The organism is Micromonospora sp. MP36 (assembly GCF_008119785.1).
GTDB lineage: Bacteria > Actinomycetota > Actinomycetes > Mycobacteriales > Micromonosporaceae > Micromonospora.
On sequence record NZ_VSFA01000007.1, the window covers coordinates 1 to 13,443 of the forward strand.

A 13,443-nucleotide genomic window follows, 5' to 3' on the forward strand; every position below is an offset into this window, starting at 1 on the left:
CAACGGCCTCGCGATCGGCGGCGTGATCGCCCGCGCCGACCTGATGGACTGCCTGCGGGCCAACTCGATCTCCACCTTCGGCGGCAACCCGCTGGCCACCGCCGGCGCACTGGCGTCGCTGACCTATCTGCTGGAGCACGACCTCCAGGCCAACGCCGCGCAACTCGGCGCCCGCCTGCTCGACGGCCTGCGCGCGGTCGCCGCGGCGCACCCGGTGGTCGGAGACGTACGCGGCAAGGGCCTGATGATCGCGCTGGAGTTCGTCGGACCCGACGGCGAACCCTACCCGGCGGCCGCGACCGCCCTGCTCGAGGAGACCCGGGCACGGGGCCTGCTCGTCGGCAAGGGCGGCCTGTACGGCAACGTCATCCGGCTGGCGCCACCGATGACCCTGACCCGGGCCGAGGCGGAGGAGGCCCTGGAGATCCTCACCCAGTCGATCGAGGCGGTGGACAAGGAGGTGCAGGCCCGATGAGGACCACCCACTGGATCGGCGGCAAGCCGTGGCACGGCGTCGCCGAGCGCACCGGGGACATCTACGACCCCGCCACCGGCCGGGTCGTCGGACAGGTCGACTTCGCCACGGCCGCGGTCGTCGACGAGGCGGTCGCCGCCGCCCGCGAGGCGTTCACCCGGTGGCGCAGCGCCTCCCTCGCCCAGCGGACCAGCGTGCTGTTCGCCTTCCGGGAACTGCTGAACGCCCGCCGGACCGACCTGGCCGCCATCATCACCGCCGAGCACGGCAAGGTGCTCTCCGACGCGGCGGGAGAGATCCAACGCGGGCTGGAGAACGTCGAGTTCGCCTGCGGGATCCCGCAGCTGCTCAAGGGCGGATACAGCGAGAACGCCTCGACCCAGGTGGACGTGTACTCGATCCGGCAGCCACTCGGCGTGGTCGGGGTGATCTCCCCGTTCAACTTCCCGGCCATGGTGCCGCTGTGGTTCGTGCCGAACGCCATCGCCTGTGGCAACACGGTGGTGCTCAAGCCGAGTGAGAAGGACCCGTCCGCGGCGAACTTCCTGGCGGAGCTGCTCGCCGAGGCCGGGCTGCCGGACGGGGTGTGCAACGTGGTGCACGGCGACAAGGAGGCGGTCGACCGGATCCTCGAGCATCCGCAGGTCAAGGCCGTCTCGTTCGTCGGCTCCACCCCGATCGCCCGCTACGTCCACGAGACCGGCAGCCGGCACGGGAAGCGGGTGCAGGCGCTCGGCGGCGCGAAGAACCACATGGTCGTGCTGCCCGCCGCCGACCTCGACCTCGCCGCCGACGCTGCCGTCTCCGCCGGCTTCGGGTCGGCCGGCGAACGCTGCATGGCCATCTCCGCCGTCGTGGCCGTCGATCCGGTCGGCGACGAACTCGTTGCCAAGATCAGCGAGCGGATGGCCGACCTGCATGTCGGCGACGGCCGCCGCCCCGGCTGCGAGATGGGACCGCTGGTCACCGGCGCCCACCGGGACCGGGTGACGGCGTACCTGGACGCCGGCCGGGCCGAGGGGGCGCAGCTCGTGGTCGACGGGCGGAGCCACCCGATCGACGGCGAGCCGGGCGGCTTCTGGCTCGGGCCGACCCTGTTCGACCACGTCGACACCGACATGTCCGTCTACACCGACGAGATCTTCGGGCCGGTGCTGTCGGTGCTCCGGGTGCCCAGCTACGACGCGGCCGTCGAGCTGGTCAACGCCAACCCGTGGGGCAACGGCACCGCCATCTTCACCAACGACGGCGGCGCGGCCCGGCGCTACCAGAACGAGATCGAGGTCGGCATGGTCGGGGTGAACGTCCCGATCCCGGTCCCGGTGTCGTACTACTCCTTCGGCGGCTGGAAGGACTCCCTGTTCGGCGACGCCCACGCCTACGGGCCGGAAGGGGTGAACTTCTTCGTCAGGTCCAAGGTGGTCACCAGCCGCTGGCCCGACCCCTCCCACGGCGGCGTCAACCTCGGCTTCCCGCAGAACCGCTGACCGTTCCGACGGCCGGCGCGGCGGCGACCGGCCGTCAGGCCGCCCCGAAACGGGCCGCGAACGCGCCGTGCACCGGCCCGCCGGCCCGGTCCAGCACCGCGAAGGTGACCTGGTCGAACCAGCCCGCCGCGTCGGCCAGGGCCAGCGCGAACGCGTCCGCCACCGTCGCCGGGTAGTTGCGGAACACGCCACAGCCCCACGCGCCGAGCACCAACCGCCGGTGGCCGTACGCGGCGGCGACGGCCAGCACCCGACGGGCCCGGGTACGCAGCGCCGGCCCGACCCGCTCGGCGTCGGCGGGCTGGTTGCGCAGCAGCGCGCCGCGGTTGGGCGCGGCGGCGGTCAGGAAGGACACCTCGTGGGCGGCATCGAGCAGCCGCCCCTTGTCGTCGCGGAACACCGGCACCCGGGGCGAGTGGATGACCCGGTCGCTGTAGAGCAGGTCCCGCTGCTCGCGATGGAAGTCGTAGAACTCGGGGACCACGGCCAGGCAGGGGAAGAGCGCCGACGCCCGGGCGATGCTCTCCTCCTGCGCCTGCGCCCCGGTGCGGAACCCGCCGCCCGGGTTCTTCGCCGAGGCGAACACCAGCGCGGCCACGTCCCCGGAAACGGCGAGGCGCCGGGCGGCCAGCAGGGTGCTCTCCCCGGTCACCTCCACCGCCGGGGCGGCGCCACCGGTCGGTGGGGTGGGCAGCGGATCGTCGGGCAGGTGCAGGCGGGTGCCGGCGACGGCGGCGCGTACCGGGCCGGTGAGCTCGACGGTCTCGCCGTGAGCGTTGACGTATCGGCCGGCGTCGAGGATCTCCAGGGTGTCGCGGGCGATGGCCCGCAGGCGCGTACTCATGATCCGCTGATTCTGCGGCAGCGGCCCGCGGCGCGGCGACCGGTTAACCGCTCGCCCCTCGTTTCTTGTTGTCGCCCTCCCTTCTGCGCGCTCACTCAGGATTGGGAAGTGCCGCGGCTGCGGGCGCGTTTGACGCTCGCGATCTCGCCCTTGATCGGCAACCAATAGAAGGGGATGAAGGCAGCAACCACGGCCACGCCGAGGAAGGGATGCAGTAGGCCCAGCACGATCCCCACGGCAATCCAGATGGGCGCCGGACGGAAGCGTCTGCTGATCGCTCTCGCGCCGGCCGAGTCAGTCGTCTGAGCAAGCAGGCGGCGGCCGTGCCTCGCGTATTCCCAGATCACGTTGAACAGGATGGCCGCCACCTCGTAGGAGATTCCGTAGAAGACGACGGCGGTTCGCTCTCCGTGGCCGGACCTGAGCGCGCTGGCGAGGACGGCTGAGGCGAACGGTAGAAACGCGATTTGCATCAGCAGCAGCGTGTTGAACAGGAGCACCAGGCGGTCGGCGGAGCGGATGTGGTCGAACATGACGTGGTGGTTCACCCACATCTGCCCGATGAGCAGAAATGTGATGGCGTAGGTCAGGTACGAGGGCCAGAGCTTACCGAGGCCCTCCAGCAGGTGTTGAGTGTCCTCCGGAGGGCGGATTTCCAAGACGAGCAGGGTGACGGCGATGGCGATGACCCCGTCACTGAACATGACGACCCGCCGTGGGTCTCGCTCCGCACCGACTGGGTTACTGGACCGGGCTTCGTCCTCTGCGGTAGTGGGGGTGTTGCTGGTTGGGCGAAACCGGGGCACGAGCCCGCACCTAACGGGTCAGGCCGCGTACGTCGCGCAGCGACCGCAAGGCGAGACGGAACCCAGCACACCCTTGGCCCTGCCCGGGCAGATTTGGCCGTTTTCTCCTGCGGGCCATCTCGGACCTCCTCCTCGAGACTGGGACGCGGTGCCCAACCGGGCGGACTTTCCCGCCGTTGGCCGAAGCAAACGGCGTCTCGTCCCGCCCACGTGTTGGCGCTCGCCCGAGTGCCCTGATCGTCTACCTTGCGGTTTCTGGCGGCGACCGTCGGCACCGGATGACGCTCGCCGCGCCATGGCCGATGGCAGTACGGCCAGCGGCGGAGACGGTCACCACTATTGATCCCCAGGTTGTTGTCCGGCTGGCAGGTGCTGGACGAGTTGGATCGGGTTGCCGTCCGGGTCGGCCGTCCAGGCGATCAGCAGCCGGTCGAGCCAGACGTGCGGGGCGGCCAGCGCGGGCGCACCGTCGGCGGTGAGCTTCGCGTACGCGGCGGCGGTGTCGTCGGTCCAGAGCACGACCGCCGCGCGCTGACCCGACGGCACCGGGTCGAGGCCGTGGTCGTCGCGGGTGGACGTGACCGACGCGATGCCGATGCGGTAGCCGTCGAGGGTCAGGTCCACGTGGATCGGCTCGCCCTCGGTGGGCACCCGGAAGGTCTCGGTGAACCCGAGCCGGGTGTAGAAGGCGGCGGCGCGGGTGACGTCCTCGCTGAACAGGATTATCTGCGGCGTCCGGAACATCCGGGCACCCTAGCGTCAGTCCGGCAGGCGGGGCATCTCCAGGCCGGGATCCTGGCCGAGCAGCACGGCCCGGGTCAGCGCGGACGACCCGAACCGATCCCGGACCGCGTCCACCGCCGCGTCCAGCTCCGCGCCCGGGTCGCGGGTGAACGGCAGCGTCAGCTGCACGTGCCCGTTGTCGAGGTTGCCGACGGACACCCCGATCAGCGTGATGCCCCGGGCGTCGATCTCCGGCAGCGCCGTCCGCAGCAGCGCGCGGGCGGCCTCCAGCAGCGGTCGGGTCTGCGCGGTGGCCTTGTCGATGGTGTGCGAGCGGGTCGCCCGCGTGTAGTCGGCGAAGCGCAGCCGCAGGGTGACGGTGCGGCCGGTGCGCCGGGCCGCGCGCATCCGCCCGGTCACCCGGTCGACCAGGCCGGCCAGCACGGCGTCGAGCTCGGCGGGGGAGTGCGGCTCCCGGCCCAGCGCGTGCTGAGCACCCATCGACGACCGCCGTCGCCCGACCTGCACCCGGCGGGGGTCGCGGTTGTGGGCGAGGGCGTGCAGGTGGTGGCCGGCGCCACCGCCGAGCAGCGACACCAGGGCGGCCTCGCCCAGCCGCGCCACCTGCCCCACGGTACGGATGCCCCGCTCGCGCAGCTTCGCCGCGGTCACCGGGCCGACGCCCCACAGCCGCTCCACCGGCAGCGGATGCAGGAACGCCAGCTCCCGACCCGGCTCGACGACCAGCAGCCCGTCCGGCTTGGCCACCCCGCTGGCCACCTTGGCGAGGAACTTCGTCCGGGCCACGCCCACGGTGATCGGCAGGCCGACGCGCTCGCGTACCTCCCGGCGCAGCCGCACGGCGATGTCGGCGGGCGGCCCGACCAGCCGGCGCAGCCCGCCCACGTCCAGGAACGCCTCGTCGATGGAGAGCCCCTCCACCAGCGGGGTGGTCTGCCGGAAGATCTCGAACACCGCTCGGCTCGCCGCCGTGTAGGCGGACATCCGCGGCCGCACCACGATCGCCTCCGGGCACAGCCGCCGCGCCTGCCGCCCGCCCATCGCGCTGCGTACGCCTCGGGCCTTGGCCTCGTAGCTGGCTGCCAGCACCACCCCGCCGCCGACGATCACCGGCCGCCCGCGCAGCCGGGGATCGTCGCGCTGCTCGACCGACGCGTAGAAGGCGTCCAGGTCGGCATGCAGGATGGTGGCCTCGCCCGACACGAACCCATGTTCGCACACGTGTTCGACCGTGCTGCGGTGAACTGCCGAAACGGCTCCCCTCAGCCGACCACGCAGGCCGGGGTGGGTTCAGCGTGGGCGCGTCACGGCAGCGCGAGCACGGCGGCGTGCCCGAGGTGGTCCGACGCCCACCGGCCGCCGGGGGTCTGCCGCTCGGTGCCGAACACCTCGCTGCTCAGCGGCATGACCGCGCCCCTGACCAGGACCATGTCGATGCGGTGCTCGACGTCGCCGGCCGGTTGGTTCAGGTCGTCACCCAGCCCGGAGGTGTAGCCGGGGTCGCCCGGGTGCAGCACGGGCCAGGTGTCGACCATGCCGCCGGCCACCAGCGCGGCGTACGCGAGCCGGTTGTTCTCCTCGGGCAGTTCCGGTCCGGAGTTGAGGTCGCCGACCAGGATCAGCCGGCCGGAGGTGCGCAGCGGTCCCTGCAGCAGCTCCTGGGCCTGCTGCACCCGGACGCCCGGGTGGAACGCCTCCAGGTGGGTGTTGACGAACCGGTACGTCCGGCTGCCCTGCGCCACGTCCACCGCAGTCCAGCCGCGGGTGCTGGTGGCGCTGCTGTTGACCGGCGGAAGTGGGATCACCAGGTTGTGCATGAAGTTCCCCGACGATGTCCCGGTCACCTTCACCCGGCCGCCGTGCCGCACCAGGATCACGTCGCGCATGGTGAGCCGGGCGTCCACGTTGTGCGGCGCCCCCGCCGGGGCCTCCAGATCCGCCTCGTTCTGCGCCACCGCCACGTCGTACGGGTGGCCGGAGCGGGCCAGCTCGGCCATCAGCAGAGCGAGGTAGTCGTAGCGGATCGTGGTGGCCGGCGCCGGGTCGCCGAGCGGCCCGGTGCGCCAGAGCGCCACCTCCTGCAGGCCGACCAGGTCGGGCTTGCGCTCCCGGATCTCCGCGGCGACCAGCCGGGCCCGGGCCGGGAAGTCCACCAGGTCGACGTGACTGAGCAGGGCCGCGTTCGCGGCCAGGAATCCGGGCAGGGTCGTCGCGGTCATCGACGGGGTGAGGTCGCCGCCGAGATAGAGGTTGCGGGTCAGCACCGTCACCTTGGGACCGGCCTGCGCGTGGGCCGGTGCCGGGAGGAGCCCCAGGCTGGCCGCCACGAGGGCGGCGGCGGTGACCAGCCGGGTCAGTCGGAAACGTGCTCTGCCGTCCATACGCCCCGGTCCTCTCTGCGGCGGATGATCCGCGTCGGGTGCCAGGGCGTACGGTAGCGCCGCGGTGACCATCGTGGACACCGCCGTTCGGGCGGTTCGGGCAGGTCCGAGGGCAGCGGCGAGGGGGCCGGACGACAAGGCCACCAGGGCACGGGTAGCAAACCGGCGGCCGCCCTGGTCCAGGGCGGCCGCCGGCCGTCGTGCTGCTGCGGGCCCGTCAGGGCACGGTGATGGCGAGCTTGCCCAGCGCGCCCGCGAAGTCGTCCAGTGCCTTGGGTACCTCGGCCAGGTCGTAGCGTCGGGTGACCGGGACCTGCAGCCGACCGGCCGTGACGTCCTCGGCGAGCCGGACGAGGGTCTCGGGGCTCGGGCTGCCCATGATCGAGGTGGCGGCCGGGTGCTGGTCCGGGCCGAAGCCGATGGTCGACGCGAGCCGCCCGCCGGAGGCGAGCAGCCCGGCGAGTTCGGTGCCGTCGCCGGCCAGGTGCACCACCGCGGACACCCCGTCGGGAGCGACCGCGCGGACCTGGGCACTCAGGTCGCCGGTGTAGTCCACCACCTCGGCGGCGCCCAGTTGCTGCACGAAGTCCGTGGCGGCGCCGGGGCGGGCGGTGGCGATGACCCGCGCGCCGGCCGCGGTCGCGTACTGGACGGCGAGCGCGCCGACGCCGCCGGTCGCGCCGGCGACCAGGACGGTGTCTCCCTGCCCGGGCGCGACGGCGTTCACCACGTCGACCGCGGTCGCGCCGGCCAGCCCGAGCGCGCCCGCAGTCGACGGGTCCAGGCCTGCGGGAAGGCGGGTGATGCCGAACTGGTCGCCGACCGCCACGTGCTCGGCCCACGAACCGTCACCCAGGTAGGACCGCATGACCACGCCGAACACCGGGTCGCCGACGCGGAAACGGGTCGCGCCGTCGCCGATCGCCGCGACCTCGCCGGCGAAGTCCTTGCCGAGCACGACCGGGTACCGGTATTCGAGCATCCCCGTCATCATCCCGGCCGCCGCCTTCTTGTCGAAGCCGTTGACCGAGGACGCCCGGACCCGGACGAGCACCTCGCCCGGGCCCGGGCTGGGCTGGGGCAGGTCGTCGCGGAGACCGGGCCCCGCGCCCTCCTTGTCCAGCGTGATTGCCCGCATGCGCCGTTCCCTTCCTTCGCCGCGGCCGGTCAGGCGCCCCTGGCGCGGGGGCGGGCGCCGCGGCGCGACAGCGAACTCGGCGCGTTCACGCCCGCCTCGTCGCTGACGCTGATGCCGAGCCGCTCGACCAACTCACCGCCGAGCCAACCCGTGAAGCCGGCCAGCACGATCCCCACGAAGCTGCAGGCCAGGGCCGCAGCGGGGGGTTCCCAGTTGGTCGCGGACAGGCGCAGGAACCAGCTCGCCGCGAACAGCAGCACCACCACCAGGTTGCCGAGGCCGTGGATCGCGCCGACCCGCTTCGCGCGGGTGCCGGACGGGATGGCCCGCCAGTCGATCAGACCGAAAACCGCGGCGAGCAAGCCCCCGATGACCCCAATGCCGATCGTGTACGCCGCCGAGATCTGGAAGCCGGCGCGATCGGTAATCAGGTAGAGAATGTCGAAGATCACCCCTGTGGCGAGCAGACCCAGCGGAAACACGATCAGGATGGGGTGGATCCCGTGCCCCATCGCCTTGGCGCGACTCTCCATGCCAGCCCTCCTGTCTGTGTAGGCGAGCCCGCATTCCCCGCGCAAGCTGGGCTACACGTGCCGGCCCACGGGACCGACCGGTCAGGCCCGGCGCCGGTGGGGAGAGATGGCCTGCCGCGGGGGACGGCGGATCAGGGCCAGCCGGTCCCCGCGGGCGCTGATCGAGGTCCGCCCGCCACGCCGGCGGCGCACCGTCAGGTCGACGGTGGCGCCCCCCACCTGTACGCCCTCCAGCCGCAGGTCGGGCAGCCACTCGGGCAGGTGCGGGTCCACGATGATCGTCCGCAGCGGTGCGACCGGGCGCAGCGCCAGTAGCGCCTGCACCAGCGCCACGATGGCACTGGCCGACCAGGCCTGCGGCGCGCAGGAGTTCGGGTACACGCCGGGGTGCGGGTGATCGGGGTCGCGGGGCAGACCGCTGAGCGCCTCGGGCAGGCGGTGCTCCTCGAACAGCGCCGCCGCGGCGAACATTCCCTCGGCCAACCGGTGCAGGTGGTCCCAGCACCCGTACCGGGCCAGCCCCAGGCTGATCGTGCCGGCCTCCACCGGCCAGACGCTGCCCCGGTGGTAGCTGAACGGGTTGTACGCCGGGTGGTCCGCCGACAGCGTCCGCACCCCCCAGCCGCTGAACATGTCGGGCGCGAATAGCCGGTCCACCACCCGGGCGGCGGCCCGGGTCGGCACGATGCCGGTGGTGAGCAGGTGCCCGTCGTTGGAGTTCGTCGACCGCACCGGCCGCCGGTCCGGCCCGAGCGCCATCGCGTAGCAGCCCCGGTCCGGCAGCCAGTACGCCTCGTGGAAGCGGCGCCGCAGCGCCCGGGCCCGGGACAGCAGCGCCGCGCCCCGGGCCGGATGGCCGGTCACGGTGAACACCGCCGCGGCGTGCCGCAGCGCCGCGTACCAGTAGCCCTGCAACTCGCTGGTCGCGATCGGGTTGGGCACCACCTTCCCGTCCTCGTCGACGATGGCGGTGTCGGAGTCCTTCCACCCCTGGTTCTTCAGCCCCGCCCGGGAGCGGCGGTGGTACTCGAGGAAGCCGTCGCCGTCCGGATCGCCGTACCGCTCGATCCAGTTCAGTGCCTGCCGGGCGGTCGGCAGCAGGTCCCGCACGGTGTCCAGGTCCCCGGTCCAGGACAGGTACTGGCCGAGGAAGACCAGGAAGTCCGGTGCGGTCGACCAGTCGCCGTAGTAGCCGGTGAACGGGTCCAGGCCGAGCACCGAGACCGGTCCCTGGCGGGCCTCGTGCAGCGGCTTGCCGGGTTCCTCGTCCCGCCAGTCGTCGAACCGCTGGCCGAGATGCTGGGCGTTGAGCCGCAGGCTGTCGGCCAGCATGGTCGACCCGGCCAGCAGCGCCTGCCAGGAGGCGGTCATCGTGTCCCGGCCGAAGATCTCCTGGTACATGGGCAGCCCGGCCATCGGCGCGGTCGGCCCGGCCGGTTCGCCGAGCGGCAGCACGGCCAGCTCCTCCACCGCGTTCCGCCAGGCCGCCGCGACGTCGAAGTTGCTGCTGGTGAGCCCGGCGAATTCGTCGACCAGCCGGGCGCGGGCGCGGGCGGCGGCGTCGGGGGCGCCGGTGAACGTGGCCGGGGGCGCGGGCAGCCGGATGCCGTCGAAGATCGGCTCCACGACCAGGTCCACCCGGGCACTGCCGCGCGGCGCCACCTCGACCTCGAGCGTGAACGCGCCGTCGGCGCACCGCACCGGGGTGTCGGCGTGGACCCCGACGGCGACCGCACGGTCGATGTCGTCACGCAGGTAGGTCAGGCGCAGCTCCTGCGTCGCGGCGTCCCAGTCCGCGCCGACGTCGCCGGTCTGCAGCCGGCGGCCTTTCTCCGCCTCGACGCTGTCGGCGAAGTCCGCCTCGACCCGGATCGTCAGTGTCATCCGCAGCGGCTGCTGGGCGTAGCTGACCACGGTGAGCCTGGTCCGCAGCCCCGGGCCGACGAACCGTTCCGTCAGCAGGTAGGCCGCCCGCGACGGCAGCTCCTCCCCGTCACCCAGCGCGGCGTACGACAGTTGGGCGTTGCCCAGCACGTTCGCGGCGCTGAACGGGATCGGCTCCCGGCCGTCGACCGTGACCCGCTCGACGCTGAGCACCCGGGTGTTGCGGGCGAAGAACCCCTGCGGGTCGGTGCCGGTGACCCGGCATCGTACGTCGGTGACCAGCGTGCTCCACCCACTCGCCACGTAGAGCAGGTCGGGCCGGACGCGGAGGTTGCGCACCCTGGTCATCGGGCACGCGGGTACCCCGTCACGTCCGGGGTACACCCGGCGGCCCTATGGCCGGATCCGCGCCTGGTGGCGGACGAGCAGCTCGACGGCGAGGGCGATCGCCACCGCCTCGACGGCGAGCAGGGTGAGCAGGATGAGCAGCTGGGTCGCGCCGGCCTGGAGCGGCCCCGCCCCGCCGAGCAGCACACCGACGAATGCGCCCGGCAGGGTGACCAACCCGACCGTGCGGGTCTGGTCCAGCGCCGGGATGAGGGCCTGCCCGGCGGCTGGCCGGCAGATCTCCAGCGCGGCGTCGCGGGGGAGCAGGCCCAGGGCCAGCCCAGCCTCGTACTCGCCGTGCCGGGTGCGCAGCTCGTCGAGGGTCCGCCGGCCGGCCAGGCTCGTCGCGGTCATCGCGCCGCCGATCAGGATGCCTGCCGTCGGCAGCACAACCAGCGGCGTGGCGGGCAGGGCCCGGCTGCCCAGGAGTACGGCGAGACTCGGCACCACCCCGACCGCGATGGCCAGCGGGGCGACCCGACGCGGGCCCGCCGGACCGATCCGCCGGGCCGCGGTGAAGCTGGCGACCGCGTACATGAGCAGGATGAACGCCAGGGTGCTCCACCAGGCCCGCAGCACCGCGACGATGACCAGCGAGACGGCGCCGAGCTGGACGGTGGCCCGGCCCGCCGCGGCCAGCACGGCTCGGGCCCGGCCGAGCCCGGACAGCCGCAGCACGGCGGCGCCGGCCAGGGTGAGCCCGGCGAGGGCGACCACCAGGGTCGGCCCGATGGGCACGGTGCCGCTGCTCACCGCCCCGCCGCTCATCGGCCGGCCCGGGGCTCGTCGCGGGGGAGGTCGTCAGCGCCGGCCACGTGATGATCGTATTCGGGCCACCCGGCCGGCGCACGTGACCGGCTCGCCGCTGGCCGGTGGCCCGACCTCCCGGCGGGCCGGATCAGCGCGCGTCGGCCAGGGCGGGACGGCGCGTTCGCTGCCGCCCGGTCAGGCCTGCGGCTGCGCGATGTTGACCATCCAGCCGATGCCGAACCGGTCCACGCACATGCCGAACTCGTCGCCCCACATCTGCTTCTCCAGCGGCACCGCGATGGTCCCGCCCTCGGCGAGCTGCTTCCAGTAGCCGCGCAGCTCGTCGGCGTCGTCGCCGCTCAGGCTGATCGAGATGTTGTTCCCGGGGCTGTATTCCATCTCCGGCGGGGTGTCGGAGGCCATCAGGGTGAACCCCCGGTCGGTCTCCAACATGGCGTGCATGACCTTGTCGGCCACCGCCGGATCCGGGTTGCCGAACTCGCCGAACGTGCTCAGCGTCAGGTTGCCGCCGAACACCTGCTGGTAGAACTCCATGGCCTGCCGCGCGCTGTCGCGGAAGCTGAGGTACGGGTTGAGCCGAGACGCCATTGTGCGACCCTCCTTCGTCCTTGACGAGGGTCATCGTCGCAGCCGGGTCCGACAGTGACAACGACGCGTGCCGGGCGAGTCGGATCGAAACGGACGCGGTGGGGGTGGCACCGTTGCCACCCCCACCGCTCTCCCCGCCGGCGCGTCAGCCCTCCTGGAAGGACTGCCGCACCACACCCCCCACCAGGGCGCACCAGGTGGTGGTGCTGACCTTGCCGTTCGGGTCCAGACCGTGCAGATGCTGCAGGTCCTTCAGCGCCTTCTTGGTCACGTAGTCGTACTCGCCGGTGATCGCCACGTCGGCGTAGCCCTTGGAGTTGAGCATGAACTGCACCGCGCTCACCGGGATCCCGGTCGCGTCCTTGTCCAGCTCGGGCGCCAGGGTCTCCCAGGTCGGCGCGGTGAGGGTGGCGTCGACGTCGACCGGGATGCCGTTGCGGGCCTGCCAGTCCTGCACCGCGGCGACGGTGGCCGCGTCGAAGACGCCGTTGACCGGCACGGTGTAGCCGCGGAAGGTGAGCAGGTACTGGGCGACGCGGACCACCGGGCCGCCGACGAACCGCCAGATGTCCGGCCACCGGCGGGCCGGCACGTCGGCCAGGTGCGTGCCGAGCTTGGCGAAGACCCGGCGGCGCAGGGTGGGGAACTCCCGGTAGAACATCGCGCCGGGGCACAGCGTGGCCCGGAAGTCCCAGTGGCCGAAGATGTCGTGCGCGTGCAGGCCGTACTGCTGGCAGATGGTGGTGCAGAGCTTGACCAGCGAGTCGAGCAGTTCCTGCGGCGGCGTCTCGGTGACGTACGTGCCCTCGTTCTCGATGCCGATGGCCCGGCCGTTCTCGCCCGGGCAGTGCGCCGAGATCATCTGCCGGTCGCCGGCCTGGAGCCGCTCCAGGCTGCCGTGCCGGCCCTCCAGGACGTGCCCGCCCCGGCTGACCGTGAAGTGCTGCCCGGTGTCCGACCACCGGTTGCCGTCCATGTGCAGGTCCTGGCAGTCACGGGCCAACTGCTTGGCGTGCTCCTCCGAGTAGTCCGTGACGTTCGGGAACGCCATGTGGTGCACGATGATCTTGTTGGTGGCGATGGCGCTGATCGACAGCGGGTCGGCCGGCGGGCGCGCGCCCCACTCGTCGCAGCTGATGATCCAGTCGAGGTTCGCGCCGGGCGCGGCCTGCGCGGCGGCCGGGAAGGCGAGTTCGCTCCCGACGACCGCGACCGCGGCGGCGCCGAATCCGGCCCGCAGCAGGGTACGGCGGTCGAGCTCAGGGTGGTTGAAGTGCATGTCGTCTCCTCCGCGGCCGGGCAAGGACCAGGGCATGAAAAGGAACTTCAAGAGCCGCGCGTGGCACGGAGGATATTGCCAACGGTGTGCCTCGCGCTAGAGGTTGACGCCGACCAGAATCGATCC

General features: G+C 72.7%; 13 protein-coding genes. 2 read left to right on the top strand and 11 right to left on the bottom strand.

Annotated elements, in window-relative coordinates; all coding sequences use genetic code 11:
- Both FXF52_RS09380 and FXF52_RS09385 read left to right on the top strand, forming a co-directional pair.
- Positions 1-475, top strand: a 475-nt coding sequence (locus FXF52_RS09380; protein WP_148795492.1) for an aminotransferase class III-fold pyridoxal phosphate-dependent enzyme, incomplete at its 5' end; no start/stop codon positions are given.
- Positions 472-1,962 (top strand): CoA-acylating methylmalonate-semialdehyde dehydrogenase, encoded by a 1,491-nt coding sequence (locus FXF52_RS09385; protein ID WP_148795503.1) that lies wholly within the window; start codon positions 472-474, stop codon positions 1,960-1,962. The genes FXF52_RS09380 and FXF52_RS09385, both read left to right, overlap by 4 nt.
- Positions 1,963-1,996: 34 nt before the next feature.
- Here FXF52_RS09385 and FXF52_RS09390 read toward each other — a convergent pair whose 3' ends face one another.
- From FXF52_RS09390 to FXF52_RS09445, 11 genes are all read right to left on the bottom strand, one after another.
- Entirely contained in the window at positions 1,997-2,806 is an 810-nt protein-coding gene (locus FXF52_RS09390) for a TIGR02452 family protein (RefSeq protein WP_148795505.1), read from the bottom strand.
- 95 nt (positions 2,807-2,901) lie between these two features.
- Entirely contained in the window at positions 2,902-3,510 is a 609-nt protein-coding gene (locus FXF52_RS09400; RefSeq protein WP_222870455.1) for a TMEM175 family protein, read from the bottom strand.
- 438 nt (positions 3,511-3,948) lie between these two features.
- A complete protein-coding gene (locus FXF52_RS09405) occupies positions 3,949-4,356 on the bottom strand; it encodes a glyoxalase/bleomycin resistance/extradiol dioxygenase family protein (protein ID WP_148795509.1) in 408 nt (135 codons plus the stop codon).
- A gap of 15 nt (positions 4,357-4,371) precedes the next feature.
- A complete protein-coding gene (gene dinB, locus FXF52_RS09410) occupies positions 4,372-5,559 on the bottom strand; it encodes a DNA polymerase IV (protein WP_148795747.1) in 1,188 nt (395 codons plus the stop codon).
- A gap of 101 nt (positions 5,560-5,660) precedes the next feature.
- Entirely contained in the window at positions 5,661-6,737 is a 1,077-nt protein-coding gene (locus tag FXF52_RS09415; protein WP_187413403.1) for an endonuclease/exonuclease/phosphatase family protein, read from the bottom strand.
- Between the two features lie 217 nt (positions 6,738-6,954).
- Complete coding sequence (locus FXF52_RS09420; protein WP_148795513.1) at positions 6,955-7,875, bottom strand: NADP-dependent oxidoreductase; 921 nt, start codon at positions 7,873-7,875, stop codon at positions 6,955-6,957.
- Between the two features lie 29 nt (positions 7,876-7,904).
- The gene (locus tag FXF52_RS09425; protein WP_148795515.1) at positions 7,905-8,408 is read right to left on the bottom strand and encodes a DUF2231 domain-containing protein; all 504 of its coding nucleotides are present in this window, start codon (positions 8,406-8,408) and stop codon (positions 7,905-7,907) included.
- A gap of 81 nt (positions 8,409-8,489) precedes the next feature.
- Complete coding sequence (locus tag FXF52_RS09430; RefSeq protein WP_148795517.1) at positions 8,490-10,640, bottom strand: glycogen debranching N-terminal domain-containing protein; 2,151 nt, start codon at positions 10,638-10,640, stop codon at positions 8,490-8,492.
- 45 nt (positions 10,641-10,685) lie between these two features.
- Positions 10,686-11,432, bottom strand: coding sequence for an ABC transporter permease (locus FXF52_RS09435; protein ID WP_255471821.1), 747 nt, complete (start codon positions 11,430-11,432; stop codon positions 10,686-10,688).
- Positions 11,433-11,624: 192 nt separating this feature from the next.
- Positions 11,625-12,038: a VOC family protein gene (locus FXF52_RS09440; protein ID WP_148795522.1), complete on the bottom strand. Its 414-nt coding sequence runs from the start codon at positions 12,036-12,038 to the stop codon at positions 11,625-11,627.
- Positions 12,039-12,183: 145 nt separating this feature from the next.
- Positions 12,184-13,317, bottom strand: coding sequence for an N-acetylmuramoyl-L-alanine amidase (locus FXF52_RS09445; RefSeq protein WP_148795524.1), 1,134 nt, complete (start codon positions 13,315-13,317; stop codon positions 12,184-12,186).
- Positions 13,318-13,443 lie beyond the last annotated feature (126 nt).